Raw genomic sequence first — 18,354 nt, forward strand, 5'->3', positions numbered from 1 at the left:
TTACTTTTTTAATGTTTCAAAATAAGGCAAGTAAAGACCAATTCCTTTTTTCAACATTGCAGCTACACCGTTACCAGTAATAGTTGCTCCTGAAATTGCATCTACTTGATTATCTGTTTTATCCTCATTGTTAGGATCTCCATTTGATTTAGAGATTTCAACAGCTTTATAGTTTCCTTCTGCATCAAAAATCATTTCACCTTTAAAATCATCTTTAAAGAATGACTCAGTGATGTTAGCTCCTAAACCAGGTGTTTCACCTTTGTGGTCAAAATATACACCATTGATCGATTTTAAATCATCATTTAATGCAACATAACCCCAAATAGCATCCCATAAACCATTACCTCTTACTGGTACGATGTAAACAGTCTTACCGTCTTTCTCTCCAACAAATAAAGGTAATTTTTGAGTTTTACCAGCTTTTGCAGCTTCTTGTTCTTTTTTAACATCAATTAAATATGCTTCAGAATTTTCAGTTGCTTCAGTTCCTTCAACAACATACTGTTGCTTGATATATTGACCAAACATTTCAGTTGCATTTGCACGAGTAGCATCAACTCCCATTGCATTTAAAATATCTAACTGCGTTTTAACTTTATCGTTGTTAACACGCATTTCTTTTGTAGCATTTGCGAAGAATGCCAACAATGAACCTACCACTACAACCATTACAATGGCAAAGATGATAGTATATCCGTTTGAATCTGTACGTTTTGTTGACATAATTAAGCAGTTTTAAGTTTTAAACGTTTCATTCTTCTCTTAACATTAGCTTGAACTACATAATGGTCGATAGTTGGAGCGAATACGTTCATTAATAAAATAGCCATCATAACTCCTTCTGGATAAGCAGGATTAAATACACGAATTAAAATTGAAAATAATCCAATTAAAAATCCGTAAATTAATTTACCCATATTAGTTTGTGAAGCAGAAACTGGATCAGTTGCCATAAAAACAATTCCAAAAGCAATACCACCAACTAATAAGTGTTGCCAGTAAGGAAAGCTCATTAAACTATAGAATTTTGTCCCTTCTACGATTACTCCAGAATCAACTAATCCGTTAAAGATTAATCCCATTACTACAGCACCTATAACAGCAGAAATCATAATTCGAGCACTTCCTATTCCTGTTAAGATTAAGAATAAACCTGCTAACAGAATTAAAAAAGTTGAAGTTTCACCAACAGAACCAGGAATAAACCCTAAGAAAGAATTCATTGCATCCCAATGCTCTGGCAGTGGTTTATTTTGAGCTAGAGCTCCTAAAATAGTTTCTCCAGAAATAGCATCAACACCATTAGAAGCTTTTACACCATCAACAGCTCCGTGAACCCAAACTTTATCTCCAGACATCCAAGCTGCCCAGTTAAAGAATAAGAATGCACGAATTGTTAAGGCAGGATTTAGCACATTCATTCCAGTACCACCAAATAACTCTTTACCAATGATTACACCAAATGCAACTGCAACAGCTAACATCCATAAAGGCAAATCAATAGGGACAATTAATGGTACTAACATACCTGAAACTAAATATCCTTCTTCTACTTCGTGTTTTTTAACTGTAGCGAAAATAAACTCGATACCTAAACCAACACCGTAAGACACTATTAATAAAGGAAGAATCTTCTTTAAACCAACTAAGAAGTTATCCATTGAAAGAAAATCAATATCAGCTCCAATAGTCTGCAAATTCATTTGGTAACCTGCATTAAACATACCGAATAATAAAACAGGTACCATTGCCATAATAACCGTGTTCATTACACGCTTTAAGTCGGCAGCGTCTCTAACATGTGAACCAGAATGTGTTGTCATGTTAGGCATGTAAAGAAAAGTATGAAGCGCGTTGAACGATTGTTCCATTTTAGTACCGCGATACTTTTCTTTTAAATTATGTAAATTTTGTTTTAAACTCATTTTTTGTGATTTTAAATTTCTTGAAGGGATTAACCTACTTCTTTAATCATTAAGTCCAATCCTTGTCTCACAATTCTCTGATGATCTTGTTTTGAAACATCAACAAATTCTGTTAAAGCAAAATCTTCAGGAGCAACTTCATAAATACCTAATGCCTCCATTTGGTCAATATCTTTTACCAAAATAGCTTTTAATAATTGCATTGGATAAATATCAAGAGGACAAACTTTTTCATACTCACCAGTCAACACAAAACCTCTGTGTTCACCATTTGTATTAGTATTTAAGTCGTATTTTTTATTCGGTGTTAAAAACGAGAACAACATTGCTCTATACACACTAAATTTATTAGGTTGAGGTTTATTCCAACCGAAGAAATCATAATCATCACCTTCTGGAATAGCTGTAACCTGATTATGATAAAAACCTAAGAAACCATCTTTAGATTTTTTATCTCCTGTTAATACATTTCCACTGATAATTCTGAAGTTACCATCTTTTATGTTATTAGCAACAACATCACTCATTTGAGCACCTGCAATAACTTTAACATACGAAGGTTTTTCAAATCCTGTCCCAGTTAAAGCAACTGTTCTTTCAAAGTTTACTTTCCCAGTAAGGAATAACTCTCCAATAATTGCAACATCTTCAATTTGTACAACCCAAACACGCTCTCCTTTATTTAAAGGATCAATTGAAGCAATTTGAGTAGACACTAATCCAACTGGATGTTTACCACTTCCTTTGTGAATTGAAACACCATTAACAGCAGGCATAAAATCTGCATTTGGAGCAACAGTTACATGAACTTTACCTGAAGTTAATTTTGTTAAAGCTGTAAATCCTGCTTGTAAAGCTTCTTTTTTATCTGCTAAAGTAAAATTTAAATCTCCCGCTAATGGCGCAGAGTTAATTCCTGATACAAAAATAGCTTTTGGAGTATCAGCTGCATTTGCAACAACATCATAAGGACGCTGTTTAATAAATGGCCAACAACCAGAAGCTAACAATTGCTCTTTTACTTCTTTTTCAGATAAATCATTTGGATTCTTTTTACTATGCTCTACAGCTGCATCCTGAGCATCGGCAGTAATTCTAATTTCTAAAATTACTCTTTTTTCACCACGAACAATTTCTTGGATAGTTCCGCTTACAGGAGAAACAAACTTTACCGCCTCGTCATTTTTAGAATAAAAAATAACGTCTCCGGCTTTAACTGTAGCACCTTCTTTTACAACCATTTTAGGTGTAACACCATGAAAATCGGAAGGTTTAATTGCATAGACTTTCGAGCGGGTTACTGATGCGACATTTCTGTCTGCTTCACCCTTCAACTTAAGGTCTAAACCTTTTTTAATTCGAATGTCTTTTGACATGTTATTGAAGATATGGTTAGTACTAAATTTTTAAACATGCAAATGTAAATAAATAGCTAATTGGTAACCAAAAATATAGCTATGTAATTTCTTTATTTATAATAATTCTAAATTAATTTTCAAGCCAAGATTTGTACAATCTTTGTTAATGTAAAAAGTATAATTAGTATTTTTACGTTTTATTCTTACAAAAGATGATCAAAAAACTTACAACTATCTTATTATCAATAGTTTTTAATTTTACTTTTGCTCAAATCGAGAAAGAAGTAGTTCCGCCATTTAATATAAAAACAGTCTCTTTTACACAAAATGGTAACAATGTAATTCCTTTTTTTAGATTGGGCGAACAATTTCAAATTGAATTTGATGATCTATATGGAAATGAAGCTGATTATTACTATACTATAACACAATGCAACTACGATTGGACACCTTCTATTTTAGCTAAACAAGAATATTTAAATGGTATAGACAATCAAAGAATAATGAACTACCTCAATTCTTACAACACCCTTCAACAGTACTCACATTACATTCAAGAATTTCCTAATCGTTTCAATTCAATTACAAAAAGTGGTAACTATATTATTAAAGTTTTTAATGATGAACAAGAATTAGTTTTCTCTAGAAAATTTATAATTTATGAAGATCAAATTGGGGTTCAACTATCCATTAGGCGCTCAAGAAGCTTTGATACTTTAAATGAAAAACAAAATATTGAATTAGCTATAAATTATGGCGAATCATATTTACAAAACCCTAAAGAGAATGTAAAAATTAGTATTTTTCAAAATGGAAATTTCAAAACAACCATTCAGAATATAAAACCTCAATACACTATTGGAACTGAATTAATTTACCGTTACAATAATGAAACTCAATTTTGGGCAGGTAATGAATTTTACACATTCGACTCTTCAAATATTAGAATCACTAACAATAGCGTTGCCATGGTAACAGCTGGTGATATATATAATTCACATCTTTACACAAATTATTCAAGAAAAAATAAAGTTTACACTTACTTCCCAGATTTTAATGGAAACTTCATTATACGCAATATTGGTGCAGTAGAAAATGAAGATATTGAATCCGATTATACATGGGTGTATTTTACACTAGACGCGCCGGATTTTTTTTCCAATGAAAACATATACATCAATGGTATGTTCAACAATTATTCTATTTCTGAGGAAAATAAAATGAATTACAACAAAGAAAAAGGAGTTTACGAAAAAGCTATACTACTCAAACAAGGCTATGTAAATTATCAGTATGTAATTGCAAATACAAATGGAAAAATTGATTACAAAAACGCAATTGATGGAAATTTCTATTTAACAGAAAATCAATATGATGTAATCGTTTACTATAGAGCGAACAACGAACGTTACGATAGGGTTATTGGTAAAGCTAGAAACAATAGCGAAACTATTAGAAATTAATGAGTAGAAAAGAGGCTAAATACAGAGGCACTAAATGCCTAAATTGCAATACCCCATTAGACATAAGTGAACGATATTGTCATTATTGCGGTCAATTGAATTCTACGAAAAGAATTACACTTTCTGATTTTATAGAAGAATTTTTCTCCAATTTTTACGCTTATGATTCAAAGATTAGAAATACTTTTTCTTATTTATTCACAAAACCAGCCTTTGTAGCACATCAAATTATAAATGGGAAAAGACAAACGTTTGCCAATCCTTTTAGACTTTTTTTAAGTATATCAATTATTTATTTTTTATTTTCAAGTTTTTTTAACCCTGAAGAAAGCTCAATTTTTAAAACCAAACAAATTGAAAACAACGACTCCATAAAAAGAGAAACTAATTTCACATACTACAGTTCAAAAGAAATTAAAAATTCAAGTTATTTTATAAAAAAAATCAAAACACTTGATAATTACTATTCTGCTATTGAGGAAAATGAGGAAATTGATTTTAATAATGCTAATAAAAAATTAGGCCTAACAAACTCCAGTGACAACCATTATTTATACACAAGAGCTGAATTAACAAAAGACTTTGTAAAAAACGGACTACAAAGTAAAATAATGAAAGCTTATAATGAAAAAAGGCCCTTTATAATCTTTCTCTTACTACCCTTCATAACTATTGCTTTTTTAATTTCATTTAGAAACAAAACTTATAATTACACTGATCATTTAGTATTTGTTTACACAGTAGCCACTGTACTTTTTATTAAATACTTTTTTGATTTATTGTTTTTACATATAGTAGGTTTCCCAATAGAATCTATTACAGCTATACTATTTATTCTGTACATCTACAGATCTTTAAGAAAATTTTACAACTATAGTAGATGGAAAACAATATTAAAATTCGTACTTTTGACATTCACGTCAACAATAATTGGAATTCCAATATTACTATTGACATTTATATTTGTATTTTTAATTACCTAAAAGATGGTAACACAAATAACCAAAGGCATAAAAATTTCCGTATTGACTGGTTTTGAAGGAACATATTTCAAAAACCACAAAATTCATTTTGCTTTTAGTTATGAAGTAACAATCGAAAATCAAAGTAAAGATTCTGTACAGCTTAAGTCCAGACATTGGGAAATATACGACGCATTAAACAATAAAGAAATTGTAGATGGTGAAGGTGTGGTAGGAAAAAAACCTGTTCTTAAACCTGGTGAAAAACATACTTACACATCTGGATGTTTATTATCCTCTCCTATTGGAGCAATGAAAGGTTTTTATGAAATGGTAAATTTTACAAGTACTAAAAACTTTCAAGTTATTATCCCAACTTTCAAATTAAGCGCTCCTTTTGCTCTTAACTAGTTTTCTTATATAAATTTAGTCAAATACTTTTATTACTGAAAAAACTATATTTTTTTAGTAAATTTGTGCATCAAAATTTTATAATTCTTAATTTACAATATTATGTCTAAAGGATTTTTTAATGTTCCTAAAGCAATAAACGAACCTGTAAAATCGTATGCACCCGGAACTCCTGAAAGAGAACAAGTTTTAGCAGCTTACCGTAAAATGTGGAACGAACAAATTGATGTTCCTTTATACATAGGTAGTGAAGAAATTAGAACTGGCAATACGCAAAACATGTCAGCCCCACATGATCACCAACATATAGTAGGAAAATATCATTTAGCTGAAAAATCTCATGTAGAAAAAGCAATTGCGACTGCATTAGAAGCCAGAAAAAGATGGTCTAAAATGTCTTGGGAAAATCGCGCTGCAATTTTCTTAAAAGCCGCAGAATTAATTGCAGGCCCATACCGCGCTAAAATTAACGCTGCAACTATGATTGCGCAATCAAAAACAATTCACCAAGCTGAAATTGATGCCGCTTGTGAATTAATTGACTTTTTACGTTTCAACGTTGAATATATGTCTCAAATTTATCAAGACCAACCAATTTCTGATTCTTCAGTTTGGAATAGACTTGAGCATAGACCATTAGAAGGATTTGTTTATGCAATTACTCCTTTTAACTTTACTGCTATTGCTGCCAACTTGCCTTCAAGCGCTGCGATGATGGGTAATGTTGTAGTTTGGAAACCAAGTGATAGCCAAATTTTTTCTGCAAAAGTAATTGTAGATATTTTTAAAGAAGCTGGTTTACCTGATGGAGTTATCAATGTTATTTATGGTGATCCAGTAATGGTTACCGATACATTATTAGCTAGTCCAGATTTTGCAGGTTTACATTTCACTGGTTCAACTCATGTATTCAAAGATTTATGGGCAAAAATTGGAACTAACATTCACAATTATAAAACATACCCAAGAATTGTAGGAGAAACTGGCGGAAAAGATTTCATCTTAGCACACCCATCTGCTAATGTTAAGCAAGTTGCAACAGGAATTGTTCGTGGAGCTTTTGAATTCCAAGGACAAAAATGTAGTGCTGCTTCGCGTGTTTATATTCCAAGTAGTTTATGGCCTGCAGTTAAAGCTCAATTAGAAACTGATGTTAATTCTATGAAAATGGGATCACCAGAGGATATGTCCAATTTCTTCACAGCAGTAATTCATGAGGGTTCATTTAATAAATTAGCTTCTTATATTGATCAAGCGAAGCAAGATACTGATGCCGAAATCATTTTAGGTGGTGGATATGACAAATCTAAAGGATGGTTTATAGAACCAACAGTTATTGTAACCACAAATCCTAAATATAAAACAATGGAAACCGAATTATTCGGTCCAGTTGTAACAATATATGTATATGAAGATTCTAAATGGACAGAAACTTTAGAATTAATCGATACAACTTCTGAATATGCATTAACAGGAGCTGTATTTAGCACATGTAGATACGCAATAGAGGAAGCTACAATTGCTTTAGAAAATAGTGCAGGTAATTTCTATGTAAATGACAAACCAACAGGTGCAGTTGTAGGAAACCAACCATTCGGTGGAGCAAGAGCTTCTGGAACTAACGATAAAGCTGGTTCAATGTTAAATTTATTACGTTGGGTTTCACCAAGAACAATAAAAGAAACATTTGTAACTCCAGAAGATTATCGTTATCCATTCTTAGGATAATTTAAACATAAAAAAAGGTGCAAATTGCACCTTTTTTTATTTAATGTCTTTGTTATTTAATGTTATATTTATAACATTTTACAGTTATTTTATAATATTTTTACATTTTAATAACACCATAGATTTTTTTCTGTAAATTGGAATTACAATATACTATGCATGCATAGTATATTAATAATCAATTTATTAACTATGAAAAAAATTACGCTACTTTTAATCCTATTTTTAGGATTAAACACTTTTAACGCTCAAGAATCAAATAGTTCAAGTCATAGGTTTGAATTATTAAAACAAAAATCTTCTACTAAAATTCTTTATGATAGAGTTGCACAAATCGCAGAACTTACTAAAGAAAAAAATGTGGCCTTCCCTTCAATTTATTACAAACAAGCTTTTCATGAAATTCAACGATCTGATTATTTAAATAGATTACCTAATTTAGATTATCTAGAAGATGAAACTGAAAAAGGTTTTGCTAATAATTTAATTCCAATCTCTGTTTTAATTGCTGATTTTGAAGTGTTAAAAAATGAAGTTAAATCTCAGAATTTAATTCAATTAAATTCGAATAATCAATATGAAGCTATTGATCCAAATTTCGAATATTTCACGACACATTCTATTGGTCTAGTTTCGCCTTTAATTAAACAATTAAAAGGTAAAAATATTGAGTTTATAGTAAAAAATGAATTAGTTTTTAATACTACTTCAATTGCAATTGATAAGATTGAAGCAAACTTTAACAATCAAGGTTTTAAAAGAGTAAATGTTGATGAAAAGTTTACAATTGATTTTAACACAATTGGAGAAAAGGAAATTATATTTAAAACAACATTAAAAAATGGAAAAGTATTTACAAATAAAGTATCAATTGAAATAAAAGAAAAAGCGCAAACAATAGATTACTCCGCAAATATTTCTCATAAAGCTCCTTCAACAGTTGGACCTTTAACAAGTATAACTTCAAGTCTAACTTATCAAGGTTATAATGAAGTTTCTGCACATGCCGGACAAGGAGAATTTCAAATTTATTATGATAATGAAGCAGGTTTATTAGATAAAATAATTTTGGTATGTGATGGCTTTGACCCAGCCGATGGTAGAGATGTTAATTCAATTTATGGATTATTAAATTATGGAAATCCTCTCCAAAATTTGGGAGAAAATGTACGTGATTTAGGATACGATGTAGTTGTATTAAACTTTCCACAATATACAAGACCTGATGGAATAACAAATATTGATGGTGGAGTTGATTACATCCAACGTAATGCAAGAGTAATGATAGAACTAATAAACTATCTAAATGCAAATAAAGTTGGCAATCAAGAATTAGTTATTATTGGTCCAAGTATGGGTGGTTTAATTTCAAGATATGCTTTGCGTTTTATGGAAATGAACGGTATGGATCATAAAACTAGATTATGGCTATCGTTTGATTCACCTCATCTAGGCGCAAATGTTCCTATTGGTATGCAGCATATGTTTAATTACATAGCATATGATAGTGATATTTCAGATTTAACGGTTCGTGCTATCGTAGAATCAATGTTAAAAAGTCCAGCAGCTAGACAAATGTTAATAGACCATATGGAAGGGCATTTAGTTTCAACAGCATTTGACGAAACAGATTTTATTCAATCACCTACTACAGCTTTATTACCTATTGGTCATCCGACACATAGAAATGTATTTCAAACTGAATTAAACACTATGGGATTCCCTCAAAATTGTAGAAAAATTGCCATTTCAAATGGCGCTGGAAACGGCACAATGACTGGAACGCCCGGAATGTCAATCCTTTCTGGCTTAGACGTTCCTGATAGTTCAGGTTTTACCAGAGCTTTGTTAGATTTAAATTTTGCACCAAATACAAACACAAACATTAGAGTAAGTAGAATACGCAAACAAGCTTGGACATTCTTTTGGCTAACAATTGGAACAGGACAAACAAATGCAATGTCTCCCACAACATCTGCAGGTTTAGACTCGGCACCAGGCGGTTTATTTAATTTAGAAAGTCTTGCTGCTGATTCAGGAGGTAATCCAACATTAGATAGATTTTTAAATGCAATGGCCTTAAAAGTTTTTAGCTTCATTCCTGCTAGAAGTTCTGTTGGAGTTACAAGCACAAATAACTGGTATGCAAACTTAAATTCTAGTAGCGGAAGCCCTTTTGATGCTTTCTTTATTCCAACAGTTAATGAAGACCACGTAACATTAACCGATAATAACGTTGCATTTGCAATGGACGAAATTGTAAATAATATTCAATTAAAATGCCAAACAATAACAAATTGGGATGGAAGTTCTTGGAGCAATGGATTACCAGCAAAAGACAAACAAGTTACATTTACAGGAAATTATACTTCATCTTCAGATATTGAAGCGTGCTCAATTTCGATTTCTGGTAGCGCAATAGTTTCTTTTCAATCAGGTCATGATTTAACTGTTCGAGGCGGAATAAATGTTGGTACAACTGCGCAATTAATTATGCAAGACAACGCTAATATTTATCAAATTGAAGAGATTACAAATTCAGGAAATGTTAATGTTAACAAAAACGTTTCTACTAAACGCTTAGATTATATTGGTTGGTCTTCACCTGTAGCTAATCAAAATTTAAAAGCATTTTCACCCAACACCTTAGATAATCGCTTTTATGAATATATACCAACAGGAACTACTACCCCAACAGCTTATAACAGTGTTAACCCTAATACAAACACATTTAATCAAGCTAAAGGTTATTTAATTAGAGCATCAAATAGTTATCCTTCAACATTAACTAGTTGGAATGGAAGTTTCACGGGGACTCCATTTAATGGGAGAATTAATCCAAACACAATATACGGTGGCATTGGTTTAGGTTATAATCTTGTTGGAAACCCATACCCTTCTCCTTTAAACATTCAAGAACTAATTGAAGGAAACGTAAATACTTTCGATGGAACATTATATTTTTGGACCAACACAAACTCACCTGTAGGCGGAGTCTACACTCTTAATAATTTTGCTACTCGAAACTTAACAGGTGGAACTGCAGCCGTAAATGGAAGTTTGATTCCAGATGAATATGTTCAAACCGGGCAAGGTTTTTATGTAAATTCTCTTGTAACTGGACCAATGTACTTTACGAATAGTATGCGTAATATGGTTAGTAACAATCAGTTTATCAACAGAAATTCGAATAATTCTGTTACTTTAAACGAAGCGCATAAATTTTGGTTAAATCTTTCAGAAGGAGAAAACAAACACAATGAAATATTGATTGGATACGTTCCAAATGCCACAAATGAGTTAGACTTTGGTTATGATGGAAAATTATTTAACAATGGTTCTTCAGCCTTATATTCTGTTGCACAAAATGAAGAATTAGTAATTCAAGGAAGAAGTTTACCTTTTACAAATGATGATATTATTCCTTTAGGAATTAAAACGGACAAATCGAACTTGTTTACAATTTCATTAGGTAATGTTGAAGGCTTATTTTCAGAAAACCAAAACATTTATATTAAAGATAAAGTAACTGGAGCTGTTATCGATCTAACTAAAAATGATTATTCATTTATTGCTAATGAAGGAGCTAACAATTACAGATTCGAAATTTTATTCAAGAAAGAAAACGAAGCTAATACAAACGAAAATCAAACATTAGTCTACGACAATGGAAATAGTTTGATTTTCGATAGTTCAAATAAAATTAAATCGATTGAAGTTTACGATACTTTAGGGAGATTATTGTTTTCAAAATCAAATGTTAATTTAAAACATTTTGAAACGAATTTGATTTTGAAAACGAATTCGGTTTTACTTATAAATTTGACCGACGAAAATCAGATAACTACGAAAACCAAAGTTGTTTTCTAAAATAAAAAAGTCCCGAAAATTCGGGACTTTTTTATTTTTTATATTTCATCGGCAAATAAACTACTTTCTTAGTTTCGAAAAAATCTTCTTCAAAGAAATCTTGTAAATTGTATTCAACTGCTGTTCTATAATCGGCAAGTTCAACAGACAAATCTCCACCTTTTAAATACAAAATACCATTCTTCAAATCATGATTAGAATCTTTTTTGATTTTTCCTTTAACCCAAGAAACAAAATCGGGCATATTAGTTACCGCTCTACTCACAATAAAATCGAATTCTTCTTTAACTAATTCAGCTCTTTTTTGTTCCGCTTTTAAATTTTTCAAACCAATAGCCGAAGCCACTTCATTAACTACTTTAATTTTTTTAGCAATAACATCAATTAAATAAAATTGAGTTTCTGGAAATAATATTGCTAGAGGGATTCCAGGAAAACCACCTCCAGTTCCAACATCCATAACTTTAGCACCAGCTTTAAATTCATGCACTTTAGCTATTCCTAAAGAGTGTAAAACATGACGCAAATACAATTCTTCAATGTCTTTACGTGAGATTACATTTATTTTAGAATTCCAATCTAGATACAAATCGTAAAGTGCTTCAAACTGTTCAATTTGCTTAGGTGTTAAACTCGGAAAATATTTTAAAATCAATTCCATTCTTAAAATTTTCAACAAAAATACGTTTTTCATCAACATTTCATTTTAAAAAATACTTTTGATTAAGATAATTGTTACCTTTGAATTCCAAATTGAATGATTAATGATTATGAACAGACAAGTCCCAATTTTCGCAAAAAGAGATAACGCAAACTTCTTTAGAACACTAAACAAGCGTGTTAACGAATACTTTAAAGAAAATAATATTAAAAAAACTGGTAACTGGAAATTACATCTTAAAACCATTGTAATGTTTTCTTTATTTTTAGCTCCTTACTTCTTTTTAGTAGCAATGGATATGCCTTTTTGGGTATATTTATTACTAAATGTTGTTATTGGGATTGGAATGGCTGGTGTAGGAATGAATGTGATGCACGATGGAAATCACGGGTCATATTCTGAAAAAAATTGGATAAACAAAATAATGGGTGGAAGTATCTACATTTTAGCCGGAAATGTTTACAACTGGCAAGTACAACACAATGTTTTACACCATACATACACAAATATTCACGGACATGACGAAGATTTAGACGCTGGTAAAATTATTCGTTTTACACAACAAGCTAAATGGCATCGTTTTCACAAATTCCAACATTATTATTCAGTGTTCTTATACGGATTATTAACTTTTAATTGGGCGATTACAACAGATTTTCTTCAAATGAAACGTTATTTAAAACGTAAATTATCATATGGTGAATTTAAAAAACCATCTATTCGTTGGACGACTTTAATTATTACTAAAGTAATTTACTTTTCTGTTTGGTTAGTGATTCCAATGATATTAGGAATTACATGGTGGAAAGTATTATTAGGGTTTATAGTAATGCATTACACTGCTGGTTTAATTTTAAGCATTGTTTTTCAATTAGCTCACGTAGTTGAAGAAACTCATACTCCAGAACCAAATGAAGTAGGCGAAATGGAAAATACTTGGGCAATTCATCAGTTATTTACTACTGCAAATTTTGCTCCTAAAAATTGGTTAATGAATTGGTACACAGGTGGCTTAAATCATCAAATTGAGCACCATATTTTTCCTAACATCAGTCACATACATTATGGAAAAATTGCAAAAATTGTAAAAGAAACAGCTGCTGAGTTTGATTTACCATATTATGAATTTAAAACTACTCGTGCTGCAATTGCTTCACATTTTAAGCACTTAAGAGAATTAGGTCAAAAACCGCAACTAGCATAATTATATAACAACTTTTCAACACAACTATGAATTCTGTTTTATCTGAAAGAATTAACAATTTAGCCGTTTCACAAACACTAGCAATGGCGGCTTTAGCAAGAGAATTAAAAGCACAAGGTAAAGATGTTATCAGTTTAAGTTTAGGCGAACCTGACTTTAATACTCCTGATTTCATTAAAGAAGCTGCAAAAAAAGCAATTGATGATAATTGGAGTGCTTATCCACCAGTAGATGGTTATGTCGATTTAAAAGAAGCTATTTCAAAAAAATTCAAAAGAGATAACGATTTAAATTATACTCCTAATCAAATTGTTGTTTCAACAGGTGCTAAACAATCTTTATACAATATTGCTCAAGTAATGTTAAATGATGGAGACGAAGTTATTTTACCAGCTCCATTCTGGGTTTCTTATTTTGAAATTATTAAACTTTCAGGTGGAGTTCCTGTAGAAGTTCCAACTTCTGTAGAGAGTGATTTTAAAATTACTCCCGCTCAACTTGAAAAAGCAATTACTCCAAAAACTAAAATGATGTGGTTTAGTTCCCCTTGTAACCCTTCAGGTTCAGTATATACAAAAGCGGAATTAGAGGCATTAGCAGAAGTTCTAAAAAAACACCCTAATATTTATGTAGTTTCTGATGAAATTTACGAACATATAACTTATTCAGAAAAAAATTGCAGTATTGGTTCAATTCCTGGAATGGAAAACAATACCATTACTGTAAATGGTGTTGCAAAAGCATTTGCTATGACAGGTTGGAGAATTGGATATATTGGTGCTCCAGAATTTATCGCTAAAGCGTGTACAAAAATTCAAGGACAAGTAACTAGTGGAGCAAACTCTATTGCGCAACGCGCTACAATTGCTGCGGTAGAAGCTGATCCATCAGCAATTAAATATATGGTTGATGCTTTTAAAAACAGAAGAGAAATTGTTTACAATTTACTATCAGAAATTCCTGGATTTAAATTAGCTATGCCAGAAGGTGCATTTTACTTTTTCCCAGATGTTTCTGAATATTTCGGAAAAACACTAAGAGGAAAAACAATTAATAACGCAACCGATTTTGCGATGTTTTTATTAGCAGAAGCTAATGTTGCAACTGTAACTGGAGATGCTTTTGGTAATCCAAACTGTATTCGTTTATCATATGCAACTAGCGAAGAGCAACTTCGTGAAGCTATTAAACGAATGAAAGAAGCTTTATCTTAAAACACAAATACGCCCTAAGAAATCTTAGGGCTTTTTTATTCAACACAACTCATGAGAAAAAAAATAGTATTATTAGGTGCTGGAGAATTAGGAAAAGAATTTGTAATAGCAGCACAAAGGATAGGACAATATGTAATTGCAGTAGACAGTTATGAAAATGCACCTGCTATGCAAGTCGCACACGAATCTGAAGTAATCAATATGCTTGACGGCACCGAACTAGACCGAATAATTGCAAAACACCAACCTGATTTTATTGTTCCCGAAATCGAAGCTATTCGGACAGAACGTTTTTACGAATATGAAAAACAAGGAATTACAGTTGTTCCTTCTGCAAAGGCTGCAAATTTTACTATGAATCGAAAAGCGATTCGAGATTTAGCCGCAAAAGATTTAGGAATTCGCACTGCAAAATATGCTTATGCTACTTCTTATGAAGAATTAAAAAAAGGCGTTTTAGAAGTTGGAATGCCATGTGTAGTAAAACCATTAATGAGTTCTAGTGGAAAAGGACAATCCACTATTAAAACAGAAAGTGATATTGAAAAAGCTTGGAATTATGCTGTTGAAGGTTCACGTGGCGATATTATTGAAGTAATTGTAGAAGCCTTTGTTAATTTTCATTCTGAAATTACATTACTAACGGTTACTCAAAACAACGGATTACCAACATTATTTTGTCCACCAATTGGTCATCGACAAGAACGTGGAGATTATCAAGAAAGCTGGCAACCGGCAAAAGTTTCTGATAATGATATCATTGAAGCTCAGGAAATGGCAAAAAAAGTAACCGAAGCTCTTGGAGGAGCTGGAATATTTGGAGTAGAATTCTTTTTAACAGATGAAGGTGTTTATTTTTCAGAATTATCGCCTCGTCCGCATGATACTGGAATGGTAACTTTAGCAGGTACTCAAAATTTCAATGAATTTGAATTGCATTTACGTGCTATACTAAGTTTACCAATTGCAGAAATTACTTTGGAAAGAAATGGCGCAAGTGCAGTAATTTTAGCCACTAAACAAGGTACTAACCCCACTTATGAAGGTATAGACAAAATTGCTATGTTACCAAAAACTGATTTTAGATTTTTTGGAAAGCCTACAACTAGACCATACAGAAGAATGGGAGTTGCTTTAAATTATGATTCTGTAGGAACTCCTATTGAAAATATTGTTGAGAAAGCCAAATCAGCAGCTGCATTAATTAATGTTAATTCTTAAATTATAGAATGTCGCTTGATTTATCTAACGACATTTTAAATTGTATATTAGTAGTGTTATACAACTTAAATGAGCTTAATTCTAGAAAATATTTGTAAACATGTATCACTGACTGAAGAAGAAAAAGTTTTATTCTTATCAAAAACAGAAACCATAAAAGTAAAAGCCAAAACTATGCTTTTGAATGCTGGTGAAGTTAGTAAGTACTCCTATTTTGTTAATGAAGGCATTTTAAGAAGTTTTACAATTAATGATAATATAGTCGAACATATTTTAAGTTTTGCTTGTTCCGATTGGTGGATTGGTGACATGTACAGCTTAATTTCAAAAAAACCTGGACATCTATTTATAGAAGTCATAGAAGATGCAGATTTAGTTTTACTTTCTCGAGAAAATCAAGAAGAACTATTTCATAGCATTCCTAAATTAGAACGCTTTTTTAGAATTTTAATTGAAAATTCACTTGTTGCACATCAAGATAGGCTAATGGATAATCTTAGTTTGACAGCCGAAGAACGTTTTGAAAAATTTTGCCAAAAATATCCAAGCCTGATTGCGAGTATTCCTCAAAAATACATTGCTTCTTACATAGGAGTTACTCCTGAATTTTTTAGTAAAATGAAATCAAAAATGTTAAGAAATAACTCAAATTAACATTTTTTAACTATTTACATATTAACACTTTACATTTCTTAATCTAGGTTAAGTGTAAAGATGTACTTCACATTGTAACTTTGTCGTATAAAAATTAGGAAATGAAAAGAGCCGATTTTATACGTAAAAGTTTTCTAGCTTCTACTTTTCTTTTTAGCAACAAATTTAATGCTGAAAAAAACCAAATTGAAAAAGAAAATCAAATTGGCTATAACCAAATTCCTAACACAAATTCTAATGTTATGAACAATGCTGTTTTACATAAAGCTGAGAGTAGAGGATTAGCCGATCATGGTTGGTTAAAAAGTTATCATACATTTAGTTTTGCTAACTATTACAATCCAGAAAGAGTAAATTTTGGTGTATTAAGAGTTTTAAATGATGACACTGTTGCTCCAGGAATGGGATTTGGTACTCATCCACATGAGAATATGGAAATTATATCAATCCCTCTTGAAGGTGATTTAGAACACCAAGACAGCATGGGTAACACTACAGTAATTAAACATGGTGATATTCAAATTATGAGTGCCGGTACAGGTGTAAAACATAGTGAGTATAACAAAAATAAAGATTCATTAGTAAAGTTTCTTCAAATTTGGGTTTTCCCAAATAAAAAAAATGTAACTCCACGTTACGACCAAATCACACTTAATGTTAAAGACCGACATAATAAATTGCAGCAAATTCTTTCGCCAAACGCTGAAGACGCTGGTGTTTGGATTCATCAAAACGCTTGGTTTTACATGGGTAATTTTGATAAAAATTTCACAACCGATTACAAAGTTCATGATAAAAAAAATGGTTTATATGTTTTTGTACTAAAGGGAAATATAGTTGTGGGTGAACAAAACCTTAAAACTAGAGATGGTTATGGAATTTGGAATTTTGATTCTGTAATAATTACATCAAAATCAGATTCAGAAATTTTACTAATGGAAGTACCTATGTACTAAAAAAATAAATACAAACAATAAAAATTAGATTATGGCAAAGACAAATTGGACAATTGACACAACCCACTCAAAAGTAGGGTTTAAAGTAAAACACATGATGTTTACAAATGTTTCAGGAAAGTTTAATACCTATGAAGGTACTTTTGAAACTAAAGATGATGATTTTTCAAATGCATCAATACTATTTACAGCAGATACAAACTCTATTGATACTGCTAATACGGATAGAGACAATCACTTGAAAAGCGCAGATTTTTTTGACGTTGAACAATTTCCAAAATTAACTTTCAAAGTAACCTCTTTTGCCCCAAAAGGAGACGAATATGAAGTAACAGGTAACTTAACAATTAAGGATGTTACTAAAAACGTTTCTTTTCCTGCCGAATTTAGTGGACTAATGAAAGACCCTTGGGGTAATACAAAAGCAGGTTTAAATGTTTATGGAAAAATAAACAGAAAAGAATTCGGTTTAAATTGGAATGCAGCCCTTGAGACTGGTGGCGTTTTAGTTGGTGAAGAAGTAAAACTTGAAGTTGAATTACAACTTTTAAAACAATAAATTATTCTCTGCAATAATTAGTTTTTGGTTAATTAAAGCAAAGACCATGAAAGTTTTTTCATGGTCTTTGCTGTTTATATTCTTTTAAGATTAATGCTTCTCATGAAAAAAATGTATTTTTGTCTGCTTTGATTTATATTCAAACCTAACTTTAAATACAGACTA

The 18,354-nt window shown here is 31.3% G+C and carries 15 protein-coding genes; 11 read left to right on the top strand and 4 right to left on the bottom strand.

Translation table 11 applies throughout. From position 1 onward, the window contains the following. From nqrC to KK2020170_RS01495, 3 genes are read right to left on the bottom strand one after another with little or no spacing between them, the layout of a single operon-like run. Positions 1 to 726, bottom strand: coding sequence for an NADH:ubiquinone reductase (Na(+)-transporting) subunit C (gene nqrC, locus KK2020170_RS01485; RefSeq protein WP_221259047.1), 726 nt, complete (start codon positions 724 to 726; stop codon positions 1 to 3). A 2-nt stretch (positions 727 to 728) separates the two neighbouring features. Further along, complete coding sequence (locus KK2020170_RS01490; protein WP_221259048.1) at positions 729 to 1,928, bottom strand: NADH:ubiquinone reductase (Na(+)-transporting) subunit B; 1,200 nt, start codon at positions 1,926 to 1,928, stop codon at positions 729 to 731. Positions 1,929 to 1,957: 29 nt separating this feature from the next. Beyond that, positions 1,958 to 3,304: a Na(+)-translocating NADH-quinone reductase subunit A gene (locus tag KK2020170_RS01495; protein WP_221259049.1), complete on the bottom strand. Its 1,347-nt coding sequence runs from the start codon at positions 3,302 to 3,304 to the stop codon at positions 1,958 to 1,960. Between the two features lie 194 nt (positions 3,305 to 3,498). Here KK2020170_RS01495 and KK2020170_RS01500 point away from each other — a divergent pair, with 194 nt between their 5' ends. The 5 genes from KK2020170_RS01500 to KK2020170_RS01520 all read left to right on the top strand — a co-directional run bounded on the left by KK2020170_RS01500 (position 3,499) and on the right by KK2020170_RS01520 (position 11,720). Then, complete coding sequence (locus KK2020170_RS01500; protein WP_221259050.1) at positions 3,499 to 4,749, top strand: type IX secretion system plug protein; 1,251 nt, start codon at positions 3,499 to 3,501, stop codon at positions 4,747 to 4,749. Between the two features lie 95 nt (positions 4,750 to 4,844). After that, a complete protein-coding gene (locus tag KK2020170_RS01505; RefSeq protein ID WP_221259051.1) occupies positions 4,845 to 5,732 on the top strand; it encodes a DUF3667 domain-containing protein in 888 nt (295 codons plus the stop codon). Positions 5,733 to 5,735: 3 nt separating this feature from the next. Further along, a complete protein-coding gene (gene apaG, locus KK2020170_RS01510; RefSeq protein WP_221259052.1) occupies positions 5,736 to 6,122 on the top strand; it encodes a Co2+/Mg2+ efflux protein ApaG in 387 nt (128 codons plus the stop codon). A 102-nt stretch (positions 6,123 to 6,224) separates the two neighbouring features. Next, positions 6,225 to 7,850 carry an L-glutamate gamma-semialdehyde dehydrogenase gene (gene pruA, locus KK2020170_RS01515; protein WP_221259053.1) on the top strand — a complete coding sequence of 542 codons (1,626 nt, stop codon included), beginning with the start codon at positions 6,225 to 6,227 and terminating at the stop codon, positions 7,848 to 7,850. Between the two features lie 192 nt (positions 7,851 to 8,042). Next, entirely contained in the window at positions 8,043 to 11,720 is a 3,678-nt protein-coding gene (locus KK2020170_RS01520; protein WP_221259054.1) for an alpha/beta hydrolase, read from the top strand. A gap of 31 nt (positions 11,721 to 11,751) precedes the next feature. On the opposite strand, the gene rsmG is transcribed toward KK2020170_RS01520, so the two are convergent. Next, positions 11,752 to 12,381, bottom strand: coding sequence for a 16S rRNA (guanine(527)-N(7))-methyltransferase RsmG (gene rsmG / locus KK2020170_RS01525; protein ID WP_221259970.1), 630 nt, complete (start codon positions 12,379 to 12,381; stop codon positions 11,752 to 11,754). A 109-nt stretch (positions 12,382 to 12,490) separates the two neighbouring features. Between rsmG and KK2020170_RS01530 the strand changes: the two genes are divergently transcribed. The 6 genes from KK2020170_RS01530 (at position 12,491) to KK2020170_RS01555 (ending at position 18,189) form a co-directional block, all read left to right on the top strand. Then, positions 12,491 to 13,585, top strand: a complete 1,095-nt coding sequence (locus KK2020170_RS01530; protein WP_221259055.1) for a fatty acid desaturase family protein — start codon at positions 12,491 to 12,493, stop codon at positions 13,583 to 13,585. A gap of 26 nt (positions 13,586 to 13,611) precedes the next feature. Beyond that, on the top strand, positions 13,612 to 14,799 hold the full coding sequence (locus tag KK2020170_RS01535; RefSeq protein WP_221259056.1) for a pyridoxal phosphate-dependent aminotransferase: 1,188 nt from the start codon (positions 13,612 to 13,614) through the stop codon (positions 14,797 to 14,799). A 51-nt stretch (positions 14,800 to 14,850) separates the two neighbouring features. Further along, positions 14,851 to 16,020 carry a formate-dependent phosphoribosylglycinamide formyltransferase gene (purT, locus tag KK2020170_RS01540; RefSeq protein ID WP_221259057.1) on the top strand — a complete coding sequence of 390 codons (1,170 nt, stop codon included), beginning with the start codon at positions 14,851 to 14,853 and terminating at the stop codon, positions 16,018 to 16,020. A gap of 69 nt (positions 16,021 to 16,089) precedes the next feature. After that, a complete protein-coding gene (locus tag KK2020170_RS01545) occupies positions 16,090 to 16,674 on the top strand; it encodes a Crp/Fnr family transcriptional regulator (RefSeq protein ID WP_221259058.1) in 585 nt (194 codons plus the stop codon). 242 nt (positions 16,675 to 16,916) lie between these two features. Continuing rightward, entirely contained in the window at positions 16,917 to 17,630 is a 714-nt protein-coding gene (locus KK2020170_RS01550; RefSeq protein ID WP_221259971.1) for a pirin family protein, read from the top strand. 31 nt (positions 17,631 to 17,661) lie between these two features. Next, positions 17,662 to 18,189 (top strand): YceI family protein, encoded by a 528-nt coding sequence (locus tag KK2020170_RS01555; protein WP_221259059.1) that lies wholly within the window; start codon positions 17,662 to 17,664, stop codon positions 18,187 to 18,189. Positions 18,190 to 18,354: the final 165 nt, after the last annotated feature.

Source organism: Flavobacterium okayamense, assembly GCF_019702945.1.
Classification (GTDB): Bacteria; Bacteroidota; Bacteroidia; order Flavobacteriales; family Flavobacteriaceae; genus Flavobacterium; species Flavobacterium okayamense.

What these genes read in the sequence shown, in the direction of transcription:
- nqrC (WP_221259047.1), bottom strand. Translation starts at nt 726, where the DNA reads ATGTCAACAAAACGTACAGATTCAAACGGATATACTATCATCTTTGCC.
- KK2020170_RS01490 (WP_221259048.1), bottom strand. Translation starts at nt 1,928, where the DNA reads ATGAGTTTAAAACAAAATTTACATAATTTAAAAGAAAAGTATCGCGGT.
- KK2020170_RS01495 (WP_221259049.1), bottom strand. Translation starts at nt 3,304, where the DNA reads ATGTCAAAAGACATTCGAATTAAAAAAGGTTTAGACCTTAAGTTGAAG.
- KK2020170_RS01500 (WP_221259050.1), top strand. Translation starts at nt 3,499, where the DNA reads ATGATCAAAAAACTTACAACTATCTTATTATCAATAGTTTTTAATTTT.
- apaG (WP_221259052.1), top strand. Translation starts at nt 5,736, where the DNA reads ATGGTAACACAAATAACCAAAGGCATAAAAATTTCCGTATTGACTGGT.
- pruA (WP_221259053.1), top strand. Translation starts at nt 6,225, where the DNA reads ATGTCTAAAGGATTTTTTAATGTTCCTAAAGCAATAAACGAACCTGTA.
- KK2020170_RS01520 (WP_221259054.1), top strand. Translation starts at nt 8,043, where the DNA reads ATGAAAAAAATTACGCTACTTTTAATCCTATTTTTAGGATTAAACACT.
- rsmG (WP_221259970.1), bottom strand. Translation starts at nt 12,381, where the DNA reads ATGGAATTGATTTTAAAATATTTTCCGAGTTTAACACCTAAGCAAATT.
- KK2020170_RS01530 (WP_221259055.1), top strand. Translation starts at nt 12,491, where the DNA reads ATGAACAGACAAGTCCCAATTTTCGCAAAAAGAGATAACGCAAACTTC.
- KK2020170_RS01535 (WP_221259056.1), top strand. Translation starts at nt 13,612, where the DNA reads ATGAATTCTGTTTTATCTGAAAGAATTAACAATTTAGCCGTTTCACAA.
- purT (WP_221259057.1), top strand. Translation starts at nt 14,851, where the DNA reads ATGAGAAAAAAAATAGTATTATTAGGTGCTGGAGAATTAGGAAAAGAA.
- KK2020170_RS01545 (WP_221259058.1), top strand. Translation starts at nt 16,090, where the DNA reads ATGAGCTTAATTCTAGAAAATATTTGTAAACATGTATCACTGACTGAA.
- KK2020170_RS01550 (WP_221259971.1), top strand. Translation starts at nt 16,917, where the DNA reads ATGAACAATGCTGTTTTACATAAAGCTGAGAGTAGAGGATTAGCCGAT.
- KK2020170_RS01555 (WP_221259059.1), top strand. Translation starts at nt 17,662, where the DNA reads ATGGCAAAGACAAATTGGACAATTGACACAACCCACTCAAAAGTAGGG.